The following is a 25,669-nucleotide window of genomic DNA, read 5'->3' as shown; positions in this document are numbered from 1 at the left end:
CCGGCCCGTACGGTCGGACGATGACCGACCCGCGCGACCGGCCGTACGTGGCCGGCCTGCTCGTCCTGACCGTGGCGACGGGCGTCGTCGACGCGGTGAGCTACCTCGCGCTGGACCAGGTGTTCACCGGCAACATGACGGGCAACGTGCTCTTCGTTGGGTTCGCCGCCGCCGGTGCGGGCGGGATCCCGCTGCTCAACAACGTCGTCGCGCTCGTCGCCTTCGTCCTCGGCGCCGCCCTGTGCGGGGTGCTGCTCCGTGGGCGCGCCGACGACGCGCGGATGCCGCGGCGCGCGCTCGGCGTGCTCGCCGGGGGAGCGGTGCTCGTGGTCGCGGGCGGCGCGCTGTGGCTCGCCGTCGGGCGCCTGCCCACGCCCGCGGTCCTGGCCCTCACCGCCGCCCTCGCGCTCGTGATGGGCGCCCAGGCGGTCGCCGCGCGGGGCGCCCACGTCCAGGACGTCTCGACCGTCGTCGTCACCACGACGCTCGTGAACCTCGCTCTCAGCAGCCCGCTCGCGGGCGGGTCCGGAGAGGGCGCGGCCCGACGCGCGGGGGCCGTGCTCGCGATGGGCACGGGCGCGGCCGTCGGCGCCGTCGTCGTGCGGTCGTGGTCCGGTGCGGCCGGCCTGCTGCTGGCGGGCCTCCTCGTCGCGGTCGGCACGACGACGCTCGCCCTGGCCCGCCGCCACGACGCCGTGGCGCCGCGCTGACGCGCCCGACGGGCTCCCCGGGCGCGTCAGCCGTGCTCCGGCTGCCAGCCCTCGGGCCCGCGGCTAGCCTCGCGGGACGGCACCCTCGGAGGGAGAGCGGGATGAGCCAGGGACGAGTGGTCGTGGTCACCGGCGCGGCGCGCGGGATCGGGCGCGCGACGGCGGTCGCGTTCGCGCGGGCGGGCTACCGGGTCGCCGGCCTCGACATCGCGGCCGTCGCGAGCCGCGCGCTCGAATACGAGCCCGCGAGCCCAGCCGACCTCGCGCGGACCGGCGAGCTCGTGGAGGAGGCGGGGGCGTCGTGGCTGCCGCTGGTCGCCGACCAGCGCGACCTCGCTGCCGTGCGCGCGGCGCTCGGGGAGGTCGTCGAGCGGTTCGGCGGCCTCGACGTCGTGTTCGCCAACGCCGGGATCCAAGGCTTCGCCTCGGTCCTCGACATGAGCGACGAGCTCTGGCACGACACGATCGACGTCAACCTCACCGGCACCGCGAACGTGCTGCGCGCCGCGGCACCGCTCCTCGTCGAGCGCGGCGGCGGGCGGATCATCCTCACCTCGTCGACCCAGGGTCAGCACGGCACCCTCGAGGGCAGCGCGTACTCGGCCTCCAAGTGGGGGCTCATCGGGCTCATGAAGTCCGCGGCGCTCGACCTCGGCCCCCACGGCATCACCGTCAACGCCGTGATCCCCGGCCTGATCGACACCACCCTGACGCGCCACGAGGAGCGGTACGCCCAGGCCCTGGAGTCGTCGGGGAAGGCGCCCACCGGCGACGTCGCCCGCGACGAGCAGGCGGCCGCCGCCGGGCTGGCGAGCAAGCTCCCCCTCGGGGTGCCGTGGCTCGCGCCGGAGGACGTCGCCCCGGCCGTCGTCTTCCTCGCCTCGCCGGAGGCGTCCATGATCAGCGGCACGAGCCTCGCCGTCACCGGCGGCGACAGCGCCAACGTCACGGCGTGAGCCGACGCGTGGGGCGCGGCCCCTCCGGTGCTCAGGCACCTCAGGCTCGGAGCACCCGGGGCTGAGGAGGTGCGGCGCGCGCTGAGGCCCCGGGGCGGGTCGGGACGGCGCGTTCGACCGATCCGGGACGGGGCGCCTCAGGACGAGCGTGAGCACCATGCCCGCCATCGACCCGCAGCTGCCCGTCCTCGTCCGCACGGCCCGTCTCGTCGGCACCTCGGTGCTGAGCATCGGCGCGGCGGTCGCCCTCGTCGCGTGCGCGGCAGCCACCGACCCTATCGACCCGTCCGTCGCGGACCGCACGTATCTCGGGCTGCCCGCCGAGGGCGGCGAGGTGCACCCGTGGTCCGACGCCGAGACCCCGGCCGTCGGCTACGCGCGCGGCGGCGAGCCGCAGACCGTGAACGTCGTGACGTTCGGGTCGAGCTCGTGCCCGCTCGTCCCGGTCGACTACACGTGGGACGCCGAGGAGCGCGCGCTGAGCTTCCGCCTCGGTCGCCGGGCGGGCACCGACGAGCGCCCCTGCACGCTCGACACCGCGCCGTCGACGAGCGTCGTCGTCGTGCCCGGCCTGCCTGCGGACGAGGCCGTGACGATCCTCACCTCGGGCGACGACGTCGTCCTCCCGCCGGGGCGCTGACACCACGTGCGCGCCAGGGGACTGGTGTGTGCCCCGGGGACGACGAAGGCCCCTGGTCTGCGTTTCCGCAGGCCAGGGGCCTCGATCATGGTGTCCGGAGGGGGACTTGAACCCCCACGCCCGATAAAGGGCACTAGCACCTCAAGCTAGCGCGTCTGCCATTCCGCCACCCGGACGAGTGGACCTTCCCGGCGTTTCCGCCGTTCCGGTGCGGGGAAAAACATAGCACGGTTCGGGGGTGGTTCTCACATCGCCGTCACGCCCCGGACCAGGGCCGCGACCTCGACCGCGACCTCGTCGTCCACCTCGACCAGGGCCGTGCGCGGCGCCCGGCGTGCGGGGACGACCTGGGGCAGACTGGGCGGATGGTGGCCACGACGCGACGGAGGCACGCGTGACGGACGAGCAGCGACCCGCAGCAGGCCCGGCACCGACACCTCGGCCGGGCTCCGGCTCCGACCGCTCGGCGGCGTCGGTCAAGCACCTCGCCGGGGCGTCGAGCGCGGCGCGCAAGGTCGCCGGGGCGCGCCGCAACCCGTCGGTGGTGGGGTACGACGAGACGGTCCCCGCCTGGCTGCGCACGACGGCCGGCTGGTCGTGGCGCCTGCTCATGATCGTCGCAGCGGTCGCGCTCGTCTTCTTCGCGACCGCGCAGGTGCAGCTCGTGTTCGTGGCGGTCTTCCTCGCGCTCGTCATCACGTCCGTCCTGCGGCCCGTGACCGACTTCTACAGCAGGATCATGCCGCGCGGCCTGGCCACGGGGCTCGCGATCCTCACGGCCCTGCTCTTCTTCGCCGGCCTGCTGACGTACGTCATCACGTCGGTCGCGGGCCAGTGGCAGAGCCTCGCGGAGCAGTTCGACCAGGGCATCGAGCAGATCTTCGACTTCCTCGAGAACGGCCCGCTGCCGGTGACGATCACCGCGGACGACGTCAACGGCTGGATCGACAACGGGCGGCAGTGGCTCACGGAGCACGGCGGCGACATCGCGAGCCAGGCCGCGGCGAGCGCGGGCTCCGTCTTCGAGGCGTTCGCGGCGATCGCGCTCGCGATCTTCTGCACGGTGTTCTTCCTCGCCCGCGGCAAGGACATGTGGACGTGGTTCCTCAACCAGCTCCCGTCGCGCTCGCGCGACAGCTGGAAGATCGCGGGCGGCGCCGGCTGGTACACCTTCTCCGGCTACGCGCGCGGCACGGTGATCATCGCGCTCGTCGACGGCATCCTCGCGGGGATCTTCCTCGCGATCCTCGGCGTCCCGCTCGCGGCCCCGCTCGCAGTCCTGGTGTTCATCGGGGCGTTCATCCCGATCATCGGCGCCCCGCTCGCGATGATCATCGCCGCCATCGTCGCGCTCGCGGCCAAGGGCTTCCTCATCGCGCTGATCGTGACGATCGGCATCGCGCTCATCGGGCAGTTCGAGGGCCACGTGCTGCAGCCGCTCGTCATGGGCAAGCAGGTGTCGCTCCACCCGGTGGTGGTCGCGATCGCGGTAACGGCCGGCACGCTCCTCGCCGGGATCCTCGGCGCGGTCGTGTCGGTGCCGCTCGTCGCGGTCGCGTGGTCGGTGTTCTCGCACCTGCGGCACAAGGACCCACCGATGGAGGACGAGCTCCCGACGGCGAAGGAGATCGCCCTCGGGGACGTCGGCCCGGGCGTCACGCCGCCCCCGGAGGGCGCGACGAGCTGACCGCCGCGCCGTCCCCGCCCGGACTGCGCCCGGCCGGGACGCGTCGACCCGTGCGCTGCCGCGGGGCCGGGACCGGGATCACCGCGGGACGGCGGAGACGCCCGCGTCGAGCCGGACCGAGACGTGCACGGTGTCCCCGACGTCCTTGCCGGTCGCGGCTCGCACGGACCGCAGCACGGCGAGCAGGTGCGGGCCGCCGTAGGCGACGAGGGACGCGTGGTACGCGACGTCGTCGACCGCCGCGAGCACGGGGACCCGGCCGCGCGTCCCGAACAGGTCGGGGACGTCGACGGGGAGCGTGACGAACGCTCCCGACCGTGTCCCGGCGGCGACCACCACGGCGTCGAACTCCACCGGGCCGGGGTCCGTCCACGTGGGCATGGCGTCGACCGTAGCGGAGAGCGCGGGAGCGGGGAACGGGCCGCCCGGGCGATTTCCGGACGGCCCGGTCAGCCGCGCTCGGACCCGGCCGACCGGCCTGCGGCCCGTGCACGCGCGGCGCCACGACGGACGAGCGTCACCACGACCGCGGCCGCGGCGAGCAGCGCCGGTGCGACGAGCGACGCCCCCGCGAGGAGCAGCAGCACCGCCGTCAGGGCCGTCGCGACCGCGGCGAGCCACCAGCCGGGAGAGCGTCGGGGGAGCAGGCGCAGCGCCGCCACCATGCCCAGCGCGTAGACGGCCACCATGCTGCTCGTGTGGACGCGGACGAACGGCTCGAGGTCCAGCCCCGTGGCGACGAGCACCGCGAGGTAGCCCGTCGCGAGCGCGAGCGTGACGGCCAGCGCGCGGCGCGGGACGCCCGCACGGCCCGCGAGCGCGGCGAGGGGTCGCGGGAGGTCGCCGTCCCGGGCGAGCGCCTGCCCGAGGTTCGCGAACGCGGCAAGATACGCGGTGAGCACCCCGGACGTGACGACCGCGGCGACGACGCCCACGAGCACCGGACCCGCCCCGGGTGCGCCCACGTGCGCGAGGTCGAGGAGCGCGACCGTCCCCGTCCCCGCGTCCGTGCCGAGCACCCCGACCGTCGTGACCTGGAGCGCCAGGTACGCGACGCCGACCACGACGAGCGCCACGCCCGTCGCGGCGGGGATCGTGCGCCGCGGGTCGCGGAAGTCGGCCGAGACGTGCGTGCCGACCTCCCACCCCGCGAACGCCCACACGAACAGGCTCACGGCGGAGCCCACGCCGGACCACCCCTCGCTGAGGAACGGCGTGAAGCGCTCGGCGCTCGCCGCCGGCGCCGCCGCTGCGACGACCACGACGACGGCCGCGAGCAGGAGCGTCGTCAGGCCGAGCTGGACGGCGCCCGCCACGCGCACGCCGAGGGCGACGGCGAGTGCCGGCACGACGACCAGCGCGACCGCCACGACCGGGACGACGGCGCGGTCCGCCCCGACGACGGCGACGACGTACTCGGCCCCGAGCACCGCGACGACGGGGACGCCCGCGCACACGCCGAGGAAGAACCAGTACCCGGTGGCGCGGGCCGCCGTCGGGCCGAGCGCCGCACGCACCGCGCTCGCGACCCCGCCCCGGTCGGGGTGACGTGCGGCGAGCGCGGCGAACGTCCCCGCGAGCGGCACGCTCGCCACGAGGACGAGCGCGACGGCGAGCACGGACGCAGGCCCGGCGACGCGCGTCGCGAGGCCCGGCAGCGCGAGGACGCCGGTCCCGAGGACGCTCGCGACGTACAGCGCGCTGCCGCGCGCGAGGCCCAGCGTGCCCGCCGGGGCCAGGGCTGGGGCCGGGGCTGGGGCTGGGGCGGGGTCGAGCGGGCTGGTGGGCAGATCCCGTCCGGAGCGGGAGGCCGCGCCGCGCGTCGGGGCGGGCGAGGCTGTCGTGCGGGAGGTCGTCGGGTCCACCCGCTTACCCTGGCAACGACGGCGGGGCCGGACGAGTGGCAGTCAGGACACGCAGGCACAAGATCCTGCCACCCTGCGCACGACGGCCGCCTGCGACCACACTGGACCATGAGGATCGGGATACCCACCGAGGTCAAGAACCACGAGGACCGCGTCGCGCTCACCCCCGCCGGCGCGCACCACCTCGTGCGGGCCGGGCACGACGTGCTCGTCCAGTCCGGGGCCGGGACCGGCTCCCACCTGCCCGACGCGGAGTTCGAGAGCGCGGGCGCGCGCATCGTGCCGACCGCCGAGGAGGTCTGGGGCGAGGCGGAGCTCGTCTGCAAGGTCAAGGAGCCGGTCGCGAGCGAGCACCGCTTCCTGCGCGACGACCTGCTGCTCTTCGCCTACCTCCACCTCGCCGCCGACGCGGCGTGCACGCGCGCCCTGCTCGACGCCGGCACCACCGCCGTCGCCTACGAGACCGCCCAGGCCCCGGACGGCACCCTCCCGCTCCTGGCGCCCATGAGCGAGGTCGCCGGACGCATGGCGACCCAGGTCGGCGCGTGGCTCCTCCAGCGCCCGGCAGGCGGCCGCGGCGTCCTGCTCGGCGGCGTGCCCGGGACGCGACCCGGTCGGGTCGTCGTGCTCGGGGGCGGCACCGCCGGACGCCACGCCGCCGAGATCGCCGTGGGCATGCGCGCCGAGGTCACGGTCGTCGACCTCGCGCTGCCCGTGCTGCGCGCCGTCGACCGAGAGTTCTCCGGGCACGTGCGCACCGTGGTGTCGAACGCGTACGCGATCGAGCGCGAGGTGCTGGAGGCGGACCTCGTCGTCGGCGCCGTGCTCGTCGCGGGGGCGCGCGCCCCGCGCCTCGTCACCGACGACCTCGTCGCGCGGATGCGGCCCGGCGCCGTGCTCGTGGACGTCGCCGTGGACCAGGGCGGGTGCTTCGAGGGGTCGCGGCCCACGACCCACGACGACCCGACCTTCGCCGTCCACGGCACGACGTTCTACTGCGTCGCGAACATGCCCGGCGCGGTCCCCGTGACGAGCACGCTCGCGCTGACCAGCGCGACGCTCCCGTACCTCGCGGCGCTCGCGGACGGCGGGGTCGACGCGGTGCGGGAGGACCCGCTCCTGCGGTCGGGGGCGTCCACCCACCGCGGCGCGCTCCTCAACGCGGCGGTGGCCGCCGCGCACGACCTGCCGTGGACGCCCGTGGAGGACGCCCTGCCCCGGTGACCCTCGCGGGTCCGGGCACGGTCGAGAGCGGCCGTCGCTACGATCACCCGGGCGGCGAGTCCGGGTGACGCCGCGCGGCACGGCGTGCCAGGCTCGGGCGGGTGCACCCCTTCGCCCTCGACGACGGCCGCGTCCACCTGTCCACCCCGACCCTCGACGACGTCGATGCGATCACGGCCGCGTGCCAGGACCCGGACGTCGCCGCGTGGACGGTGGTGCCGTCGCCGTACACGCGTGCGGACGCGGTGCAGTTCGTGCAGGAGCACGTCGGTCCCGGGTGGGAGCGCGGGGACGTCCTCACGTGGGGCGTGCGCGAGAGCGCGGGCCGATCGGGCATCCCCGGCCCCGACGGCGTGAGCCCGCTCCTCGGCATGATCGGCCTCAGCCTCGACGACGCGCCCGAGGGACGGCGGTCGGCCGAGATCGGCTACTGGACCGCCCCCGGCGCCCGGGGCCGGGGCCTCATGACGGCCGCGGGCCGCCTCGTCGTGGACTGGGCGTTCGACCCGGAGGGGGCGGGTCTCGCGCGGCTCTTCTGGCAGGCGTACGTCGGCAACTGGCCCTCGCGCCGGACCGCGTGGCGCCTCGGGTTCCGGGTCGAGGGCACGGTGCGCGGCTTCGCGCTGCAGCGCGGCGAGCGACGCGACGCGTGGCTCGGCACGCTCCTGCCCGACGACCCGCGCGAGCCCGCGGAGCCGTGGCCGGGGGACGCGCCGCCGTCGGGCCGCGCGGCCTGACGCCGTACCGCCACGGCGCTCCCGGGCGGCGAGGTATCCGTTTCCGTCGTGCCCGCCCGCGGGCCAAGATGGGCACCATGACCTCCGAGCCCACGACGCGCGCCGACGCGCCCGCGCCCACCACCGCGCCGGCCCTTCTCGACCTCGACCCCGCCAACCCGTTCGCGGTGCCGTCGGTGCTGCCGTACGAGCTGCCCGACTACGACGCGATCCGTGAGGAGCACTACCTCCCGGCGCTGCGGGCCGCGACGGCCGCGCAGCGCGCGGCGATCGAGGCGATCGCGACCGACGACGCGCCGCCCACCGCCGCGAGCGTGCTCGAGGCGCTCGAGCGGTCGGGCCGCGACCTCGCGCGCGTGCTCAACGCGTTCTACAACCAGCTCTCGGCCGACGCGACGCCGGGCCTGGAGCAGATCGAGGAGGAGTTCGCGCCCGAGCTCGCCGCGCACCACGACGCGATCTACATGGACGCGCGCCTCTACGCCCGCGCCCGCGCGCTCCAGGACGCGGTTGACGCCGGCGAGCAGACCCTCGAGCCCGACGCCGCGTGGCTGCTCCGCACGCTGCTCGTCCGGTTCCGCCGTTCGGGCGTGGAGCTCGACGCGGAGCAGCAGGAGCGCCTGCGCGCGCTCAACGGCCGCCTGACCACGCTCGAGGCCGCGTTCGGCCGCAAGCTGCTCGCGGGCGCGAACGCCGCGAGCGTGCTCGTCACCGACAGTGCGGAGCTCGACGGCCTCGCCGAGGACGCCGTCGCGGGCGCGGCGGCGGCCGCCGCCGCGCGGGGGCACGAGGGCGCGTGGTTGCTGGAGATGCAGCTCCCCACCCAGCAGGGAGTCCTCGCCTCGCTCGCGCGCCGCGACGTGCGCGAGCGCGTGCAGCAGGCGTCGGAGTCGCGCGGTGCGACCGGCGACGACCACGACACGCGCAAGATCGTGCTCGAGACCGTGCGCCTGCGCGCCGAGCGCGCACGCCTGCTCGGTTACGAGCACCACGCCGCGTACGTCGCCGAGGACGCGACCGCCAAGACGACCGAGGCCGTGAACGCGATGCTCGGGCGGCTCGCTCCTGCCGCCGTCGCGAACGCGCGCCGCGAGGCGGCCGACCTCGAGACGGCGCTGCGGGCCGACGAGCCGGGCGCGACGCTGCGCGCGTCCGACTGGTCGTTCTACGCCGAGCGCGTGCGCAAGGACCGCTACGCGCTCGACGACGCGCTGCTGCGCCCGTACCTCGAGCTCGAGCGCGTCGTGCACGACGGCGTGTTCCTGGCCGCGAACCGCCTGTTCGGCATCTCTTTCGCCGAGCGCCACGACCTCGTCGGGTACCACCCGGACGTGCGCGTCTTCGAGGTGTTCGACGCCGAGACGCCGGGGGAGCCGGGCCAGGGCCTGGGTCTCTTCCTCGCCGACTGGTACACGCGCGAGTCCAAGCGCGGCGGCGCCTGGATGAACAACCTCGTCGACCAGAACCACCTGCTCGGGCAGAAGCCGGTCGTCGTCAACAACCTCAACATCGTCAAGCCGCCGGCCGGCCAGCCCACGCTGCTCGTCTGGGACGAGGTCATCACGCTCTTCCACGAGTTCGGGCACGCGCTGCACGGCCTGTTCTCCGACGTGCGCTACCCGTCGCAGTCCGGCACCGAGGTGCCGCGCGACTTCGTCGAGTACCCCTCGCAGGCCAACGAGATGTGGGCGTGGGAGCCGACGGTCCTGCGCTCCTACGCGGTGCACCACGTCACGGGCGAGCCGATGCCCGCCGAGTGGGTCGACACGATGCTCGCCTCGCGCCAGTTCAACGAGGGCTTCGGCACGACCGAGTACCTCGCCGCTGCGCTGCTCGACCAGGCCTGGCACCAGGTCGGGCCCGACGGCGTCCCCGCGTCGGAGGCCGACGTCGTACCGTTCGAGGCCGCCGCGCTCGAGGCGGCGGGCGTCGCGTTCGCGCCCGTCCCGCCGCGCTACCGCACGACGTACTACAACCACGTGTTCGGGGGCGGGTACGCGGCCGGGTACTACTCCTACATCTGGTCCGAGGTCCTCGACGCCGACACGGTCGAGTGGTACCGCGAGAACGGCGGCCTGTCGCGCGAGAACGGCGAGCGCTTCCGCCGCGTGCTGCTCGCGCGCGGCGGCTCGCAGGACCCGCTGCAGTCGTTCCGGGAGCTCCGCGGCCGCGACGCCGACATCGCGCCGCTCCTCGCGCGCCGCGGCCTCGACGCCTGAGCCGACGGCCCGGGGAGGCCCCTGAGCCTCCCCGGCCCGCGCTCAGGGTCCGCTCCGGGCGCGCGTACGCCGCCCGGCCGACGCCCGACGCCCCGCGGGCCTCCTAGCGTCGAGACGTGGCCCTCGCCCGGGCCGCCACCGGCCCCGGTCCCGGAGGCCGCCGTCGTCCCCTGGAGCGCAGCCGCCATGTCGACCTCGCCGACCGTCCCGCCCGCCGTCGTCCCGGCCGCGGGCCCGCCGCACCGTGCGCGGCGGGTCGTCCTCGTGCTCGGCCTGGGCGCGCTCCTGCTCGTCGGGACGGTCGTCGCCGTCCTCGGCGTCGCGTGGGCGCGCGCCGCGACGAGCACGGCCGGCGCCGTGGAGTTCACCCGAGCTCTCGCCGTCCCGCCCCTCGCGGAGTCGCGCGTGGAGGACGGCGTGCGCGTCTTCGCGCTCGAGGCGCGCGCGGGCCTCGCGGACCTCGGCGCGTCCGCGCCCACACCGACGATCGGCCTGAACGGGGACTACCTCGGGCCGACGCTGCGGGCCGCGCGGGGCGAGCGGGTGCGCGTCGACGTGACGAACGCGCTCGACGAGACGACGACGCTCCACTGGCACGGCATGCACCTGCCGCCCGCGATGGACGGCGGCCCGCACCAGATGGTCGAGCCCGGCAAGACATGGTCGCCCACGTGGACGGTCGACCAGCCCGCCGCGACGCTCTGGTACCACCCGCACCTGCACGGTCGCACGGCGGACCAGGTGTACCGCGGCCTCGCGGGGATGTTCCTCCTCGACGACCCCGTCGGTTCGGAGGGCCCGGCTGCCGACCTGCCGCACGAGTACGGCGTCGACGACGTCCCGGTGATCCTCCAGGACAAGCGCTTCCACGCCGACGGCCGGCTCGACGACGCGGTGTCGTTCCTGTCGCCGGTCGGCACGCTCGGCGACACGGTCCTCGTCAACGGCACGCCGGGCCCCTACCTCGACGTCACGACCGAGCGCGTCCGGCTCCGCCTGCTCAACGGCTCCGACTCGCGCGTCTACGACGTCGGGCTCGCCGACGGGGGCGCGTTCCGGCTCGTCGGGACCGACGGCGGCCTGCTCGCCGCGCCGCAGACCGTCGAGCGGGTCCGGCTCTCGCCCGGCGACCGCGCCGAGGTCGTCGTGACTCTGACGCCCGGGCAGCGCGAGGTGCTGCGCAGCTTCCCGCCCGACCTCGGCGTCAACCCCGTGTTCGAGCGCTTCTCCGGCGGGGACGACACGTTCGACCTCCTCGAGCTGCGCGCGGCCGCGACGCTCGCGCCCAGCCCGGACGTCCCGGCCGTCCTCGGAGCGACCGACCCGGCCGACGCGCTCGACGAGTCCGACGCCGTCCGCACCCGGCGCTTCGAGCTCTCCGGGAGCGCGATCAACGGCCGGTCCATGGACATGAACCGGGTCGACGAGGTCGTCACCGTCGGCGAGACCGAGGTCTGGGAGGTCACGGGCCTCGACGACACCCCGCACAACTTCCACGTCCACGACGTCCGGTTCCGCGTGCTCGACGTCGCCGGTGAGCCGCCCGGCCCCGACCTCGCCGGCTGGCAGGACACGGTCTACGTCCAGCCGGGGCGCGTGACGCGCCTCCTCGTGCGGTTCGACGCCGCCGAGGGCACGACCGACCCGACGACCCCGTACATGTTCCACTGCCACCTGCTCACGCACGAGGACCGCGGCATGATGGGCCAGCTCGTCGTCGTCGCCCCGGGCGAGCAGGCGCCGTCGCGCCTCGACGCGCCCGACGGCTCCCCGCACCCCGGTCACGACGCCGCGCCCCTCGGCGGCACGGGCCCCCGCGGCCTCGCTCGGGGCCCGCACGGCGGTCACTGAGCCGCAGGCCGGACGACGGCGCGTCCGGGATATGGGCGGTCGGGCCCGGCGGTCGGCGCGTCCTGCGGCGACGGGTAGCGTGTCGCTCATGACCGCTCCGCACCCGGACTCCCTGGCCAGCGCCCTCGCGGCGACCGACGCGACCCCCGGCACGGTGCCGCGCGCCGAGGACGAGGTCGTGCGGATCTGCCGCGAGTTGTTGCGCATCGACACGTCGAACTTCGGCGACGGGTCGGGCCCGGGGGAGCGGGCCGCCGCGGAGTACGTCATGGGGCTGCTGCACGAGGTCGGGCTCGAGCCGGAGCTGTTCGAGTCGGAGCCCGGCCGGGCGAGCGTCGTCGTGCGGCTCGAGGGCGCGGACCCGACGCGACCGGCGCTCGTGCTCCACGGTCACCTCGACGTCGTCCCCGCGCAGGCGGAGGACTGGTCGGTGGACCCGTTCGCGGGCGAGGAGATCGACGGACTGCTGTGGGGGCGCGGCGCCGTCGACATGAAGGACATGGACGCGATGATCCTCGCGGTCGTGCGCCAGATGGTACGCGAGGGCCGCAAGCCCGCGCGCGACGTCGTCGTCGCGTTCTTCGCGGACGAGGAGGCGGGCGGTGCCTACGGGGCGCGCTACGCCGTCGACCACCGGCCCGAGCTGTTCGAGGGCGCGACCGAGGCGATCAGCGAGGTCGGCGGGTTCTCGGTCGAGGTCGGGGGACGGCGGGCCTACCTGCTCCAGACGGCGGAGAAGGGCATCGCCTGGCTGCGCCTCGTCGCGGAGGGCCGCGCCGGGCACGGGTCGCAGGTGAACGACGACAACGCGGTGACGCGGCTCGCCGAGGCGGTCGCGCGCATCGGGACGCACCACTGGCCGAACACGCTCACGCCGACGGTCGACAAGCTGCTGCGCGGCGTCGCGGACCTCACGGGCCTGCGGTACGACCCCGAGGACTCCCGGTCGATCGAGGCCCTCGTGGCCGCGCTCGGCCCGGCGTCGCGGTTCGTCGGCGCCACGGTGCGGCACACGTCGAACCCGACGCAGCTCTCCGCGGGCTACAAGGCGAACGTAATCCCCGGCCGCGCCGAGGCCGCGATCGACGCGCGCCTCCTCCCGGGCCACGAGGAGGACGGGTTCGCGACGCTCCGCGCGCTCGCGGGCGAGCACGTGCGGGTCGAGGAGATCCACCGCGACATCGCGCTCGAGGTGCCGTTCGAGGGCGACCTGGTGGACGCGATGGTGGACTCGCTGCTCGCGGAGGACCCGGAGGCGACGGTGCTGCCGTACACGCTGTCGGGCGGCACGGACAACAAGTCGCTCGCCCGGCTCGGGATCACGGGCTACGGCTTCGCGCCGCTGCGCCTGCCCGCCGACCTCGACTTCTCCGGCATGTTCCACGGCGTGGACGAGCGCGTGCCCGTCGACTCGCTGCGGTTCGGCGTGCGCGTCCTGGACCGGCTCCTGCGCACCTGCTGACCGGAGGGCGTCGCGCGGTCAGGTCTCGCCGAGCAGCGCTCGGACGCAGGAGCGCAGCTGCGCGCGGTACCCCCCGCCGAACAGCACCGCGTGCACCGCGACCGGGTACACCTGGTGCAGCGCGACGCGGTGGCGCCACCCGCGCGCGAGCGGGTGCGCGGCGTCGTACGCGGCGAAGATCTCGTCGAGGAACGGCGCGCCGAACAGCGCGAGCATCGCGAGGTCGGCCTCGCGGTGCCCGCCGTGCGCGGCCGGGTCGATGAGCACGGCCTCGACCGCGCCCGCCGAGCCGCCCGTGCGGTCGTCCGGGCCGCCGCCCCGGCCTGGCGCCCACAGCACGTTGCCCGACCAGAGGTCGCCGTGCACGCGCGCCGGCGCGTCGTCGAGCGCGGGGCGGGCGAGGTCGGTCAGGCGCGCGGCGAGGCGGTCGAGGAGCCGCGCGTCCTCGGCGTCGAGCGCACCCCGGTCGCGGCCCTGCCGCGCGACCGGCAGGAGGCGCGCCTCGGCGTAGAAGGTCGGCCAGTCCGGCCACGCGCCCGTCGGCAGCGGCAGCGGGTCGTCGAGCGGGCCGAAGAACGCCTCACCGGACCACCCCGGCGGGGCAGCACCCCAGGCCGGCGCCCCGGTGTCGTGCACGACGGCGAGCGCCCGCCCGAACGCCCGGGCCGCCTCGCGGGTCGGCGCGGTCGTCGGCACGCGCTCCAGGTCGAGGTGGTCGGGGCCGACGTCGAGCACGCGGGCGACGCGCGGCCCGCCCGGGACGTCGAGCCATGCCAGCCCGGCGGCCTCGCAGCGGAAGAACTCCGCCGGGGCCGCGGCGCGCGACTTCGTGAAGACGGCCGGAGCCGCCTCGTGCTCGCCGCTCACCGGGCCGCTCTCACCGGATCGTGCTCGTGCTCACAGCGTCGAGCTGACCCGGATGATCTTGCGCCGCAGCCAGACCCGGCGCTCGCCCCCGACGTACAGCCGGGTGCGGGCCAGCTCCCAGCGCCCGTACTCCGCCTCGTCGGTGAGGAGCCTGCTCGCGTCCGACCGGCTCGTGGAGCGGTCGATCGTCAGGACACGGTACTCGTACTGCCCGCCGTGCGCGGCCCATCCGGACCTCCGGCGTGACGTCGGCCTCTCCTCCACGTGCCACCGTCCTCTCTCGCCTGTCTCGGTCGCGGGCCGGGTGGTGGGACCGACCCGGCCAACGAGTGCCATTGTGCCCCTCTCGGCGCTACCGTCAGGGTATGACCGCTGACCCGCGTGCCGCGCTCGACCGGTTCATCGCCGCGCTCGAAGCCCACTACAACGCCGTCGCCGCACGTCGCGGGGAGGACGACCCCGCGGTCGACGACGCCTACTACGTCCTCGGGGACGCCTTCGAGGTGTACGACGAGGCGCTGGGACAGGTGCACGGGGAGGCGACGCCGTTCTACCTCGCGGAGGAGGACGACGAGGACGACGAGGACGACGACGCGGAGGAGGACGACGACCTCGACGACACGCTCGACGACGACGTCCTCTCCGGCGAGCTCGAGACCGACGGCGCGCGCTGAGCCGCCCGAGGTCGCCGAGGGAGGGGCGGGGTCACCACCGCTCGGGGTAGCCGACGTCGAGCGCGCTCACGTCGTCGAGCGCTGCGCGCACGGCGTCGGGCAGCACGAGGTCCGTCGCGGCGAGCGACGTGCGCAGCTGCGCAGGGGTGCGCGCACCGACGACCGCGCTCGCGACGGCGGGGCGCCCCAGGAGCCAGGACAGCGCGACGTCGAGCGGCGCGCGGCCCAGGCCCTCCGCGGCGGTGACGACGGCCTCGACGATCCCCGACGACACGTGGTCGAGGTACGGCTCGACGAACGCGGCGAGGTGCGGGGACGCGCCGCGCGAGTCGGCGGGGAGCGAGCGCCGGTACTTGCCGGTGAGGACGCCGCGCCCGAGCGGGGACCACGCGAGCAGGCCCAGGCCCAGCGACTCGGCGGCCGGGACGACCTCGCGCTCGGCGCCGCGCTGGAGCAGCGAGTACTCGAGCTGGACGGCGGCGAGGCCGACGTCGTCGGTCCCGCCGAGGAGGGTCGCGGCCCGCGCCGTCGCCCATCCCGGGTGGTTGGACAGCCCGACGTAGCGCGCGCGCCCGGAGGTCACCGCGTGGCGCAGCGCCGACAGCGTCTCGGTGAACGGCGTGCGCGGGTCGGGCGCGTGCACGAGGAACAGGTCGACGTGGTCGGTGCCCAGGCGCGCGAGCGAGTCGTCGAGCGAGTCGAGGAGCGCGCCGCGGGACGCGTCGACCACGGGGCCCGACGGCGTGTGGCGCACCCCCGCCTTGGTGCAGAGCAGGACGTCTCGCCGGTCGACCTTCGCCCCGAGCAGCGACCCGAGGAGCGACTCGGCGTCGCCGTCGGCGTAGGAGGCGGCCGTGTCCACGAGGGTGCCGCCGGCGTCCACGAAGTCCCGCAGCTGCTCGGCCGCGTCGAGCTCGTCCGTGTCCCGGGCCCACGTCATGGTGCCGAGCCCGAGCTCGGACACGCGCAGGCCGGTGCTGCCGAGGTGGCGGTTCTCCATGGTTGCCGAGGGTACCGGCGGGGGCCCGCGGGCGACCGTCGGGGCGCGCGGTCGGGGACCTGGTCGGGCCAGGTTCACCCGCTCGGCCTCGGGCCCGCACGTGCGCGGCTGCCGCGCCCCGAGCGGGTATCGTGACCGCTCGTGAACGCGTGGGAAGCCGTCCTCCTCGGCCTCGTCCAGGGCCTGACCGAGTTCCTCCCGATCTCGTCGAGCGCCCACCTGCGCATCGTCGGCGAGCTGATCGGGTCGCAGGACCCGGGTGCCGCCTTCACGGCGATCACGCAGATCGGGACCGAGACGGCGGTGCTGCTGTACTTCCGGCGGGACATCGCGCGCATCTGCGCCGCGTGGTGGCGCTCGGTGCGCGGCGACCACGGCACGGACTGGCGGGCGCGGCTCGGCCGGCACGACCACGACGCCGCGATGGCCTGGTACATCGCGCTCGGCTCGGTGCCCATCGTGCTGCTCGGCCTGCTGTTCCAGGACGCGATCGAGAACACGTTCCGGAACCTCTACCTGACGGCGCTCATGCTCGCGGTGTTCGCGCTCCTGCTCGGCTGGGCCGACCGCATCGGCGCCAAGCGGCGCACGCTGCGCGAGCTCTCGGCCGGGCAGGCGGTCGCGTTCGGCTTCGCGCAGGCGCTCGCGCTCGTCCCCGGCGTCTCGCGCTCGGGCGGCACGATCACCGCCGGCCTGCTCATGGGCTTCACGCGCGAGGCGGCGGCGCGCTACTCGTTCCTCCTCGCGATCCCGGCCGTCATGGGCTCGGGCTTCTACCAGCTCTTCAAGTCCGCGGACGAGCCGGCACCCGGGGCACCCGGCGCCGGGGCGACCCTCATCGCGACGCTCGTCGCGTTCGTCGTCGGGTACTTCGTCATCATCGCGTTCCTCAAGATCGTCTCGACCTTCAGCTACACGCCGTTCGTGGTCTACCGCCTCGTGCTCGCGGCGCTCGTCGTGCTGCTCCTGCTCGTGGGCGTGCTGGAGCCGGGCGGGACGGCCGTCTCGACGCCGTGACCCTCTCGGGCCGCGGTCAGAGCCAGCCGACGCGCTTGAAGACGCGGTAGAGGACGACGCAGCCGCCCGCCATGAGGGCGAGCGCGAAGGGGTAGCCGAACGCCCAGTGCAGCTCCGGCATGTTGCGGAAGTTCATCCCGTACACGCCCGCGACGATCGTCGGGTACACGAGGATCGCCGCCCACGCCGAGATCTTGCGCATGTCCTCGTTCTGCCGCACCGAGACCTGGGTCATGTGGACCTGGAGCATGTCCGAGAGCAGGTCGTCGTGCGCGTCGAGGTGCCGGTCGATCCGTTCGACCGTCGTCACGACGCGCTCGAGCATGCGCCGGTTCACCCCGAGGTGGTCGGGGACGTCCGGGTCGAGGAGCTCGGGCAGCTCCGCCGTGACGGGCATGAGGGCGCGCCGCGCCTCGGTGATCTCGCGCTTGAGGTCGTAGATGCGCTCGACCGGGTCCTCTCGCTGCTGGTCGAACACCACGCGCTCGGTGTCGGCGACGGCGTCGCCCAGGCCCAGCTCGACCTGCGAGGCGCCGCCGACGATGGCGAGGACCGCGGCGGAGACGATCCGCTGGACCGGCGAGCCGTGGGGGTCGCCGGGCGCGGCGACCTTGTCGAGCATGATCGCGTGCACGTCCGCGTCGCCCTCCTCGGCGGTGAGGACGAGGCCCGGGCCGAGCAGCGCGGCGAACTGGCCCGTGTGCACCTGGCGGTCCGACTCGGTGAACCATGCCGTCGGGGTCACCAGGAGGAGCCAGTCCGCCGCGACCCGGCGCACGTGCGCCAAGGGGTGGCGGTTGTGCCGCGCGAGGTCCTGCCGCGTCGGGCCCACCCCGGTCGTGACCTGGGCCGCGGCGTCGAGCACGGCGTCGAGGTCCTCCAGACGCGCCCAGGTCACCGTGGCGCGGGCGGCGTGCCGGTCGCCGGGCGTGTCCAGGGTGCCGGGATCGGCCGGGTGCACGCCGTCGGCGCCGGGCTCGACCGTCCACGCCGCGACGGCGCGCACGGTCGGTCGTCGGGGCGCGGGGGCGGGTGCGCCGTCGGGCGGGGTGCCCGTCCGTGGCTCGGTGGGGTTCGTCACGTCCGCATTGTCCCGCGCCCCGCACGGACCTGCCCGGTCGCCGTCGGGCGCGGCTCCGCGCGTCGCTCGCGTGCCGGACGGCGGTCCGACGGCGGCGCCCCGGCGGCTAAGGTTGACGCGTGCACAGCTGGCCCGCCCCGCAGATCCCCGAGCTCCCCGGACGAGGCCTCCCGGTCCGGGTGCACGACTCGTCGACCCGTGAGCTCGTCGTCGCCGCCGCGGGCGAGGACGCCACCCTGTACGTGTGCGGCATCACGCCCTACGACGCGACGCACATCGGCCATGCGGCCACCTACGTCGCGTTCGACCTGCTCGTGCGCGCGTGGACGGACGCCGGGCACCGCGTGCGCTACGCGTCGAACGTCACCGACGTCGACGACCCGCTGCTGGAGCGTGCCGCCGCGACCGGCGTCGACTGGCGCGCGCTCGCCGTCGAGCAGACCGCGCTGTTCGCCGAGGACATGACGGCGCTCGGCGTCGTCCCGCCCGACGTCTACGAGGGCGCGGTGGAGACGATCCCCGCCGTCGTGGACGCGGTGACCCAGCTCCTCGACGCGGGCCTCGCGTACCGCGTCCCGGTCGAGCCCGGCGCCGGCGGCACGGACCCCGGGCTGGGCGACGTCTACGCCGACCTCTCTGCCGACCGCGCGTTCGGCTCGGTCTCACGCCTCGCGCGCGACGTCATGGAGCACCTCTTCGCCGAGCGCGGCGGCGACCCCGACCGCGAGGGCAAGAAGGACGCGCTCGACCCGCTGCTGTGGCGCCGCGAGCGCCCGGGCGAGCCCGCGTGGGACGGCGGCGCGCTCGGCACCGGCCGCCCCGGCTGGCACGTGGAGTGCGCGGTCATCTCGCGCGACGGGCTCGGCCTGCCGTTCGACGTGCAGGGCGGGGGAGCGGACCTGCTGTTCCCGCACCACGAGATGTCGTCGTCGCACGACCGCATGCTCGCGGGCGGCGGTGCGCCCCGCGCGCACGTGCACGCCGGCCTCGTCGCGTACGAGGGCGAGAAGATGAGCAAGTCGCGCGGCAACCTCGTGCTCGTGTCGAACCTGCGGGCCACGGGCGTCGACCCGATGGCGATCCGCCTGGCGCTGCTCGCGCACCACTACCGCGGCGAGTGGGAGTGGACCGACGACGACCTGCCCGCGGGCGTGCGACGTCTCGAGACGTGGCGCGACGCCGTGTCGGGCAACGGTGGCCCGGACGCGACCGCGACGCTCGCGGCCGTGCGCGCCGCCCTCGCCGACGACCTGGACGCCCCGACGGCGCTCGCCGCCGTGGACGCCTGGGCCGCGGAGTCGCTGCGCCCCGGTCGTGACACGTCGCGCGACGAGGAGGGCGCCCCGGGCGTCGTCGCGCGCGCGGTGAACGCCCTGCTGGGCGTCCGGCTCTGACGAGCCGCCCCGCGCAGACACCGCCGCCCGCGAGGCGGGCCGTGCGTCAGACGGTCGGGCCCTTGCCCGGGTTGCCGCGGTCGCGGCGGCGCAGGTAGCGCTCGAACTCGCGCGCGATGGCCTCGCCGCTCGCCTCTGGGAGCTCGGCCGTGTCCTTCGCCTCCTCGAGCTGCTGGACGTACTCCGCGATCTCCGCGTCCTCCGCGGCGAGCTCGTCCACGCCGTGCTGCCACGCCTCGGCGTCCTCGGGCAGGTCGCCCAGCGGGATCGGCTCGGACAGCAGCTCCTCGATGCGCGCGAGGATCGCGAGCGTCGCCTTGGGCGACGGCGGGTGCGCCACGTAGTGCGGCACGGCCGCCCAGAGCGACACCGACTGCATCCCGCGCTCCGCCGCGGCGTGCTGGAGGACGCCGACGATGCCCGTCGGGCCCTCGTACGTGCTCGGCTCGACGTCGAGCACGGCCTGCAGGCCCACGCTCTCCGACGTCGCCGTCATGGGGATCGGCCGCGTGTGCGGCACGTCCGCGAGCAGCGCGCCGAGCGTGACGACCGTGCGCACGCCGTGCTCCTCCGCGACGTCGAGGAGCTCGCGGCAGTACCGGCGCCAGCGCATGGACGGCTCGATGCCGTGCACGAGCACCACGCGGCGACCCGTCGGCGACAGGACCGCCGACGCGATCGTCGTCGTGGGCCACGTGATCTCGCGGCGGCCGTCGTCGTCCGTCGTGACGACCGGGCGGTTCACCTGGAAGTCGTGGTACTCCTCCGGGTCCAGCTCGTCGACGTCCTCGGCTCCCCACACCTCGTGGAGGTGCTGAAGGGCGGCCGTGGCGGCGCTCCCGGCGTCGTTCCAGCCCTCGAACGCCGCGATCATCACGGTCTGGCGGGTGCCCTCGGTCGCGTTCTCGGTCATCACCCCAGCCTATGCGGCCGGGCCCGACGGCGTCGGGGCGGGTTCGCGCCCGGCGTAGCCGCCTCAGCCGCAGTCGAGCGCCTGGTAGGCGACGTCGTCCGACGACGACCGCCCGTCTCCCGTGGCCGTCACTCGCGCGCTGCCCGCGTCGAGCGTGTCCGAGCGCGCCGAGAACGACTGGTACGCGGACGCGCCGGGCGCGACGCCCGCCACGGTGCGCTCGCCGAACGGCGTGCTCAGCGTGACGTCCGTGGGCACCGCGCCGTCGTTCGTCGCGCGGACCGCGACGTACGCCCCCCCGGCCAGGCACCGCGGGACGGCGGTCGCGGAGACGTCGGGGCCGTCGAGTGCGGCGGACAGCGCGAGGACGCCGAGCACGGCCGTGGTCGAGCGCACGACGCTCGCCGACGCGCCGGCGTCCTCGATCGCCGTGGAGCCGAGAGCGAGCGCCTCCTGGACCAGGGTCTGCGCCGCGTCCCAGTCACGCCGGTCCGCGGCCTCGAGCGCGCGCCGCATCCGGACCTGGACCTGCGCCCCGGCCTCCGGCTCGACCGTGCCCGCGGCGACGCGCTCGTCGACGAGGTCGACGACGTCGGTGTACCAGGAGGGGTCGGCCGCGACGTCGGCACCCACGAAGCCCGCCTCCACCGCGGCACGGGTCGACGCGACGACGGCGTCGCGGTAGTCCTCGGCGTCCGGGTACCAGGTCGCGAGCGTGGCGTCGTCCACCGGGCGCGAGCCGCCGTCGAGGAAGCAGAACCCGGGCCCGGCGTTGGCGCCGGAGTTGATCCGCGTCGGGACGTCCTGCTGCGCGAGCCGGACGCCGCCCAGGCCCAGGCCGCGCTCGTCGCGCACCACCTGGCGCGGCGCCTGGTCGGACAGCGTGATGGGGGCCGCCGACGGCGGGGTCGTCCCGTCCGCGACCCACGCGGCCACGTGGTCGTACGCCGACGCCTGGACCAGGTGCTGGGGCACGCGGGAGCCGGACGGCTCCTCGCACGTCTGCGGCGTCCCGGGGTAGCCGCCGGGCGCGGAGCCGACGTCGCGGATCCGCAGCCGCCCGTAGTCGGTGATGAGCTTCCAGTCGCCGTGCGACGCGCCCGCGACCTCCCACGTGCGCCGCACGTCGGTGTCGGGCTGGCGCTGCGCCGCCCCGAGGAGGTCGATCGCGACGTCGGTCTCGCTGTTGATCTTGAACACCGGCGTCTCGAGGCCGTCGCGCAGCAGCCCGCCCCCGCCGTGCAGCACGACGGCGTCGACGACCCCCGCGAGCGGGTCGACCGAGTTCACGTACGACCACAGCCGCCCCGCCGACTGCGAGTGCCCGGTCGCGACGACGCGCTCCGCCTCGAGCGGACCGAGCGGCGCCGTGCCCGCGGGGTCGCGCACCGCGGCCACGGCCTGGCTGAAGACGTCCCACGAGAGGGTGTCGTCGGTCACGGTGCCGCCGTCGGTGAGGTCGAGCGTGCCGTAGCGCTCGGGGCTCCAGGCCCGTAGGCCGGTGGGCGAGTGCACGCCCGCCCGCTGCGCCGACACCCCTACCCACGCGTAGCCCTCGCGCACCAGGTGCTCGTGCGTCTGGAACCAGTCGACCTCCTGGTCCCACTGGTTCGAGACGTTGTACCACTCGGCGATCACCGTGCCGTTGAACGTCGCGGGGTCGACGGGCCGGCGCACCACGACGCGGGTGCGGAACGCGTGCCCGGTGCTGAGGACCGTCGCGTCCGTCACGCCGTCCGCCTGGTAGCGGGTCGCCTCGCCCTCGACGAAGAACTCCTCCTCGACGTAGCCGCGCGCGGCCAGGTCGTAGTCGGTCGCGAGGAAGGGGTACCCGTGGGCAAGGTCGCCGGGCGCCGTCGTCGTGGGCACCGGGCCGGTCACCACGGGGTCGGGGACGGCGGCGTTCGCGGGGAGCGCGGTCCCGGCGAGCGCGAGCACCCCGGCGAGGGCGAGCGCGAGCGGGCGGCGGACGGGGGGTGCGGACATGGCGACTCCTTCGTCGGGCCCGACGGCGGTGGCGGGCGTTCAGCAGCCTAGGGAAGCCGCACGCTTCTGTCGACCGGCGCGCGAGTTCGGGAGCGGCGTCGCCAGAAGCCGTCGCGCGCGACCGCACGCCGGGACGTCGGCGCGCGCTCGCGGCGGAGCCGCCCGGTTAGGGTCGAGGGTGCAGGGGTTCGTCGCACGACCATTGATGGAGACCGCTTTGCCTTCTCGTCCTGACAGCACGTCCGCAGGTCAGCGCTCTGCCGAGCGTCCAGAGGTCCCCGCGTTGCCCGAGGCGGTCCTGTGGGACATGAAATCAACGGACGCTGGCTGAGAGCCGCAACTGGCGGAATGGTGCGCTTTTCGACGCATTGAACTCGGCGACTAGACCCCGAAAACGGGCCGAAAGGCGGGGAGGTGATGCATCGCGTGATGCATGGCGCTCGCCGGCTGAATGCGCCGAGACGACCCAGATGGGCCTGGAGGTCCCGCCTCGTGCCGAGGCGTCGACGAGGACCTGGCCGTTCCCTGGAGTACTGACGCGCCCCCGCGGGAGCGCAGAGACCCCCTGATCGCTCTAGTCCAGGGGGTCTCTGCGACGCGGTCTTGATGGCTAGGGTTGGAACAACGGCCTGCGGCTTACCGGTGCGGGGAGGCGCGGGTCAACAGCACCCTTGACGGATCGGAAAGTGCCCGCCTAGGTCACACGGCCTCGCCGAGGTAGTCCGGCCACTTCGTTGCACCTTGCTGCGTGGCGGTCATCAGGTGCGCGTAGGTGGTGCAGGTGACACCTAGGCTGGAGTGCCCGAGGCGTTCCTGGACGACTCTGGGGTCGGCGCCCAGCGCGAAGAGCAGTGCGGCGTGGGTGTGCCGCAGGTCCTTGACCGTAAGCCCCGGGAGTTCAGCGCCGGGGTTCGCGGCGCTGTAGAGCTCCTGGTCGCGGCGGAAGGCGGACAGTAGCGCGGACTGGCTGGCTGAGCGTCCGTTGCTCGGCGGGAAGACGAGGTCGCAGCGCTCCGTCTCGAGGGTGCCGGGGGAGTTGAGCTGCAGCTCCTTGATGGCGGCGAAGTGCTTTCGCGTGGTGGCGTCGAGGAGGATCATGCGGACGCGGTTGTGCTTGGGCGGCTTGAACCCGGGGCGTTGCCCGTGGGGGGCGGCCTTGCTGTAGTGCAGTGCCTGCCTGATCGTGAGGGTGCCGGCGTCGAGGTCGACGTCGTGCCACTCCAGGCCGAGGAGCTCGCCCGTGCGCAGTCCGGTGCGCGCCAAGATCGACCAGGCGTAGGCCCAGGGGCGGTGGATGTCGAGCGCCCAGCTGCAGAACGAGCGGACTTGCTCCGCGTTCCAGACTGCGGTGGGCTGGGCGTGGTCGCTCTGCGGGCCGCTCGACTGGTTCTTGCGGCGGTCCGAGGAGGGGCTTGGTGAGGGTGTGGTGATGTTCATGCCCGGTAGATGTGCGGGGCCTCCAGAGACGTCCTGTAACTGCGAGACCTTGCCCCGAACCCACGGGCCCCGCGCGTATCGAGGCGGCTATGACGGGCGGGTGTTCGCTCCACGAGGGCGTCCGCCAAGCTCGAGGGGCGTGGCGTCGCGAGCGACATCCGGACTGCCGCGACGCTTCGCTACGTCGCCAAGCGCCCTCCACGCACGAGGTGACCGGTGGCGGGCGGATCGAGCTCGTGGGCAGCCTTCCCTCTGGCGCGGGTCTAGCCCCGAGCCGCTAGCGAGGGTCCTCTGGCGTATCTGGCGGGACCCTGCCTAGGGCGGGTCCTGGTCTCGCCCATGGCTCGATGTCGGTCACCGCGGTGGTCATGCGAGTCGTGGTGGCCCTGGGGGTGAGGCGGTCGAGGATCATGATCATTGGGTCACCGACCGTCACCGCCCCGATCGTCCCAGCGAGAATGGCTGGTGCTCCGTCGGCGCGGAGCGCGGCCAATGCCCATGGCTCGTCGTCGGCTGGTAACTGTTCGCCGAGGAACACCGTGCGGCCGGAGTGGTAGCCGTCTGCGTCAGGGACCTCGAGGTAGTCGACCTCTCGATCTACGGGCATCACGCGGGTGACGGTGGGTGGAGTGGCCGTCGTATCGATCAGGTGCTGCGCGCCGCTCGCGGTCGACACCAGCACACGCGGGAACTGGAACCGGCCCCGCTCGAGGTCCCATCTAGCCAGGCCGGCCATCAGCGGGCTTCGCTCACGTCGGCGGAGTCGCGGTCGGCCCGGTGCAGGCTTCGGCTCCATTCGCGCAGGTCCACGAGTTCTCCTTCGAGGTCGGTCAGGTCGAGGACGACGGAGTTGAAGCGGCGGTTCTCCTTCGGCAGGACCTCGTACCGGGTCTTCATGCCGTCGTCCCGGGTGCGGGTGTGGGTGACTCGCTGGTGCCAGTGCCCGGACAGCACGAGCTGCGGGCGGGTGGTCTCCACGGCGCGGTCGAGCAGCTCACGGCCCTGGTGTGCGGAAGCGGCGATCTTGGGCGGGACCGTGAGCTGGGATTCGACCGGAACCGATGCGGGGACCTCGTGTGTGATGAGGATGTCCAGCGGCTCGCTGCCGAGCGCGTCGATGTCGCTGTCGAGGATGCGCTCCTGCGGCCACCAGGTGCGCCCGGGCTGGCGGTGCGGTCCGACATCGACGCTCACCGCGCCACCGAGGGAGCCGACCGCGCGCCCACCGATGGTGAGGCGGTGGCCTCGGGGGAGTGCGCGCAGTTGAGAACCGAGGTAGATCGCGCCCGACTCGTCGCGCGGCGCGGCGTCGATCCGGTCGTAGTTCTCGTGGTTGCCGGGCGTGACGAACAACCACAGGCCGAGCCGGGTCAGCCATCGGTCGATGGCCTTGGTGAACGATTTGCGCTCTCCCGGCCATGGGCCGATGCCGAAGTCCCCGACGCTGAGGATCACGGTGACGCCAGTTCGGGCCGCAGCCTGGAGCGCGGTGATGACTGCCATCGCGTCCCCGTGCACGTCACCGAGCACCGCGACCCGAGTAGCCGTCGCAAGTAGCTCGTCAGGGGCGGCCGGTTTGCTCACACGGCAACCTTCACACGAGTGCCCGCAGAAGTGGCTCAGGCGCCACCTGGAGCCCGCAAGCACCCGGCAATGTGTCCGTCGATCTTGGGGCAGTCCTGGCGGTGCGCAAAGCCAGCAACCTCTCCTGAAAGGTCCTGATCGTCTGCACGTACCGCCCGGTGCCGCCTCGCCCGTCGGGCCTTTGCTCTTCCCCAGAGTGCCTTGTCGTTCATCCGGGCCTGGGTGGTTAACCTGGCGTGCGGCGTTGGCGAATACTAGATGGAGGGTGAAGCAGCGATGAAGAGCAGCGCCCCGCCTTTTCACCCAGGGAGAGTGCGCGCCGGTGCGCGCCCCCTGTGACACGGGGCGGTGCGGTCGGACCACCG

22 protein-coding genes and 1 tRNA gene are annotated in these 25,669 nt (G+C 74.7%); 12 read left to right on the top strand and 11 right to left on the bottom strand.

Annotation, left to right across the window (positions count from 1 at the left end; genetic code table 11):
* Positions 1 to 20: 20 nt before the first annotated feature.
* The 3 genes from MT994_RS03840 to MT994_RS03830 all read left to right on the top strand — a co-directional run bounded on the left by MT994_RS03840 (position 21) and on the right by MT994_RS03830 (position 2,306).
* The gene (locus MT994_RS03840; protein WP_340698813.1) at positions 21 to 710 is read left to right on the top strand and encodes a YoaK family protein; all 690 of its coding nucleotides are present in this window, start codon (positions 21 to 23) and stop codon (positions 708 to 710) included.
* A 101-nt stretch (positions 711 to 811) separates the two neighbouring features.
* Entirely contained in the window at positions 812 to 1,666 is an 855-nt protein-coding gene (locus MT994_RS03835; protein WP_354805193.1) for an SDR family NAD(P)-dependent oxidoreductase, read from the top strand.
* 148 nt (positions 1,667 to 1,814) lie between these two features.
* Positions 1,815 to 2,306, top strand: coding sequence for a hypothetical protein (locus MT994_RS03830; protein WP_171467950.1), 492 nt, complete (start codon positions 1,815 to 1,817; stop codon positions 2,304 to 2,306).
* Between the two features lie 88 nt (positions 2,307 to 2,394).
* Here the strand turns inward: MT994_RS03830 and MT994_RS03825 are convergent.
* Positions 2,395 to 2,482, bottom strand: a tRNA-Leu gene (locus MT994_RS03825).
* Positions 2,483 to 2,700: 218 nt separating this feature from the next.
* On the opposite strand from MT994_RS03825, the gene MT994_RS03820 reads away from it, so the two are divergent.
* Complete coding sequence (locus tag MT994_RS03820; RefSeq protein WP_021482491.1) at positions 2,701 to 3,993, top strand: AI-2E family transporter; 1,293 nt, start codon at positions 2,701 to 2,703, stop codon at positions 3,991 to 3,993.
* Positions 3,994 to 4,071: 78 nt separating this feature from the next.
* On the opposite strand, the gene MT994_RS03815 is transcribed toward MT994_RS03820, so the two are convergent.
* Positions 4,072 to 4,374, bottom strand: a complete 303-nt coding sequence (locus tag MT994_RS03815) for a DUF1905 domain-containing protein (protein WP_354805192.1) — start codon at positions 4,372 to 4,374, stop codon at positions 4,072 to 4,074.
* 68 nt (positions 4,375 to 4,442) lie between these two features.
* A complete protein-coding gene (locus tag MT994_RS03810) occupies positions 4,443 to 5,858 on the bottom strand; it encodes an amino acid permease (protein ID WP_354805191.1) in 1,416 nt (471 codons plus the stop codon).
* A gap of 108 nt (positions 5,859 to 5,966) precedes the next feature.
* Here MT994_RS03810 and ald point away from each other — a divergent pair, with 108 nt between their 5' ends.
* The 5 genes from ald to MT994_RS03785 all read left to right on the top strand — a co-directional run bounded on the left by ald (position 5,967) and on the right by MT994_RS03785 (position 13,351).
* Positions 5,967 to 7,082, top strand: coding sequence for an alanine dehydrogenase (gene ald, locus MT994_RS03805; protein WP_086150531.1), 1,116 nt, complete (start codon positions 5,967 to 5,969; stop codon positions 7,080 to 7,082).
* Positions 7,083 to 7,183: 101 nt separating this feature from the next.
* Positions 7,184 to 7,819 (top strand): GNAT family protein, encoded by a 636-nt coding sequence (locus MT994_RS03800; protein ID WP_354805189.1) that lies wholly within the window; start codon positions 7,184 to 7,186, stop codon positions 7,817 to 7,819.
* A gap of 77 nt (positions 7,820 to 7,896) precedes the next feature.
* Positions 7,897 to 10,038 (top strand): M3 family metallopeptidase, encoded by a 2,142-nt coding sequence (locus MT994_RS03795; RefSeq protein WP_354805188.1) that lies wholly within the window; start codon positions 7,897 to 7,899, stop codon positions 10,036 to 10,038.
* A 186-nt stretch (positions 10,039 to 10,224) separates the two neighbouring features.
* On the top strand, positions 10,225 to 11,889 hold the full coding sequence (locus MT994_RS03790) for a multicopper oxidase domain-containing protein (protein WP_354805186.1): 1,665 nt from the start codon (positions 10,225 to 10,227) through the stop codon (positions 11,887 to 11,889).
* An 88-nt stretch (positions 11,890 to 11,977) separates the two neighbouring features.
* The gene (locus MT994_RS03785; protein WP_354805185.1) at positions 11,978 to 13,351 is read left to right on the top strand and encodes a M20/M25/M40 family metallo-hydrolase; all 1,374 of its coding nucleotides are present in this window, start codon (positions 11,978 to 11,980) and stop codon (positions 13,349 to 13,351) included.
* 18 nt (positions 13,352 to 13,369) lie between these two features.
* Here the strand turns inward: MT994_RS03785 and MT994_RS03780 are convergent, their stop codons facing one another.
* Complete coding sequence (locus tag MT994_RS03780; RefSeq protein WP_354805183.1) at positions 13,370 to 14,218, bottom strand: fructosamine kinase family protein; 849 nt, start codon at positions 14,216 to 14,218, stop codon at positions 13,370 to 13,372.
* Between the two features lie 30 nt (positions 14,219 to 14,248).
* Positions 14,249 to 14,482 carry a DUF5703 family protein gene (locus MT994_RS03775; RefSeq protein WP_009861400.1) on the bottom strand — a complete coding sequence of 78 codons (234 nt, stop codon included), beginning with the start codon at positions 14,480 to 14,482 and terminating at the stop codon, positions 14,249 to 14,251.
* 101 nt (positions 14,483 to 14,583) lie between these two features.
* Between MT994_RS03775 and MT994_RS03770 the strand changes: the two genes are divergently transcribed.
* The gene (locus MT994_RS03770) at positions 14,584 to 14,892 is read left to right on the top strand and encodes a primosomal protein (protein ID WP_354805181.1); all 309 of its coding nucleotides are present in this window, start codon (positions 14,584 to 14,586) and stop codon (positions 14,890 to 14,892) included.
* 31 nt (positions 14,893 to 14,923) lie between these two features.
* Here MT994_RS03770 and MT994_RS03765 read toward each other — a convergent pair whose 3' ends face one another.
* On the bottom strand, positions 14,924 to 15,892 hold the full coding sequence (locus tag MT994_RS03765) for an aldo/keto reductase (RefSeq protein ID WP_354805180.1): 969 nt from the start codon (positions 15,890 to 15,892) through the stop codon (positions 14,924 to 14,926).
* Positions 15,893 to 16,033: 141 nt separating this feature from the next.
* Here MT994_RS03765 and MT994_RS03760 point away from each other — a divergent pair, with 141 nt between their 5' ends.
* A complete protein-coding gene (locus MT994_RS03760; protein WP_021482775.1) occupies positions 16,034 to 16,909 on the top strand; it encodes an undecaprenyl-diphosphate phosphatase in 876 nt (291 codons plus the stop codon).
* Positions 16,910 to 16,925: 16 nt separating this feature from the next.
* On the opposite strand, the gene MT994_RS03755 is transcribed toward MT994_RS03760, so the two are convergent.
* Positions 16,926 to 17,990: a CorA family divalent cation transporter gene (locus MT994_RS03755; RefSeq protein ID WP_061267731.1), complete on the bottom strand. Its 1,065-nt coding sequence runs from the start codon at positions 17,988 to 17,990 to the stop codon at positions 16,926 to 16,928.
* A 119-nt stretch (positions 17,991 to 18,109) separates the two neighbouring features.
* Between MT994_RS03755 and mshC the strand changes: the two genes are divergently transcribed.
* Positions 18,110 to 19,384: a cysteine--1-D-myo-inosityl 2-amino-2-deoxy-alpha-D-glucopyranoside ligase gene (gene mshC, locus MT994_RS03750; protein ID WP_085387864.1), complete on the top strand. Its 1,275-nt coding sequence runs from the start codon at positions 18,110 to 18,112 to the stop codon at positions 19,382 to 19,384.
* 46 nt (positions 19,385 to 19,430) lie between these two features.
* Here mshC and MT994_RS03745 read toward each other — a convergent pair whose 3' ends face one another.
* The 4 genes from MT994_RS03745 to MT994_RS03730 all read right to left on the bottom strand — a co-directional run bounded on the left by MT994_RS03745 (position 19,431) and on the right by MT994_RS03730 (position 25,250).
* Entirely contained in the window at positions 19,431 to 20,297 is an 867-nt protein-coding gene (locus MT994_RS03745; protein WP_021482086.1) for a PAC2 family protein, read from the bottom strand.
* A gap of 63 nt (positions 20,298 to 20,360) precedes the next feature.
* The gene (locus MT994_RS03740) at positions 20,361 to 22,283 is read right to left on the bottom strand and encodes an alpha/beta hydrolase domain-containing protein (protein ID WP_354805178.1); all 1,923 of its coding nucleotides are present in this window, start codon (positions 22,281 to 22,283) and stop codon (positions 20,361 to 20,363) included.
* Between the two features lie 699 nt (positions 22,284 to 22,982).
* On the bottom strand, positions 22,983 to 23,720 hold the full coding sequence (locus MT994_RS03735) for a site-specific integrase (RefSeq protein WP_257419324.1): 738 nt from the start codon (positions 23,718 to 23,720) through the stop codon (positions 22,983 to 22,985).
* Between the two features lie 735 nt (positions 23,721 to 24,455).
* Positions 24,456 to 25,250 (bottom strand): metallophosphoesterase, encoded by a 795-nt coding sequence (locus MT994_RS03730; RefSeq protein WP_354805473.1) that lies wholly within the window; start codon positions 25,248 to 25,250, stop codon positions 24,456 to 24,458.
* Positions 25,251 to 25,669 lie beyond the last annotated feature (419 nt).

Source organism: Cellulosimicrobium sp. MI9406, from assembly GCF_040595865.1.
In the GTDB taxonomy this organism is placed as follows: Bacteria; Actinomycetota; Actinomycetes; order Actinomycetales; family Cellulomonadaceae; genus Cellulosimicrobium; species Cellulosimicrobium funkei.
Note: the sequence above shows the minus strand (reverse complement) of the source record. Positions and strands in the feature narration are given on the sequence as shown.

Coding starts and splice junctions, on each gene's coding strand:
- MT994_RS03785 (WP_354805185.1), top strand. CDS start 11,978: ATGACCGCTCCGCACCCGGACTCCCTGGCCAGCGCCCTCGCGGCGACC.
- ald (WP_086150531.1), top strand. CDS start 5,967: ATGAGGATCGGGATACCCACCGAGGTCAAGAACCACGAGGACCGCGTC.
- MT994_RS03740 (WP_354805178.1), bottom strand. CDS start 22,283: ATGTCCGCACCCCCCGTCCGCCGCCCGCTCGCGCTCGCCCTCGCCGGG.
- MT994_RS03735 (WP_257419324.1), bottom strand. CDS start 23,720: ATGAACATCACCACACCCTCACCAAGCCCCTCCTCGGACCGCCGCAAG.
- MT994_RS03745 (WP_021482086.1), bottom strand. CDS start 20,297: ATGACCGAGAACGCGACCGAGGGCACCCGCCAGACCGTGATGATCGCG.
- MT994_RS03765 (WP_354805180.1), bottom strand. CDS start 15,892: ATGGAGAACCGCCACCTCGGCAGCACCGGCCTGCGCGTGTCCGAGCTC.
- MT994_RS03835 (WP_354805193.1), top strand. CDS start 812: ATGAGCCAGGGACGAGTGGTCGTGGTCACCGGCGCGGCGCGCGGGATC.
- MT994_RS03795 (WP_354805188.1), top strand. CDS start 7,897: ATGACCTCCGAGCCCACGACGCGCGCCGACGCGCCCGCGCCCACCACC.
- MT994_RS03840 (WP_340698813.1), top strand. CDS start 21: ATGACCGACCCGCGCGACCGGCCGTACGTGGCCGGCCTGCTCGTCCTG.
- MT994_RS03770 (WP_354805181.1), top strand. CDS start 14,584: ATGACCGCTGACCCGCGTGCCGCGCTCGACCGGTTCATCGCCGCGCTC.
- MT994_RS03790 (WP_354805186.1), top strand. CDS start 10,225: ATGTCGACCTCGCCGACCGTCCCGCCCGCCGTCGTCCCGGCCGCGGGC.
- MT994_RS03815 (WP_354805192.1), bottom strand. CDS start 4,374: ATGCCCACGTGGACGGACCCCGGCCCGGTGGAGTTCGACGCCGTGGTG.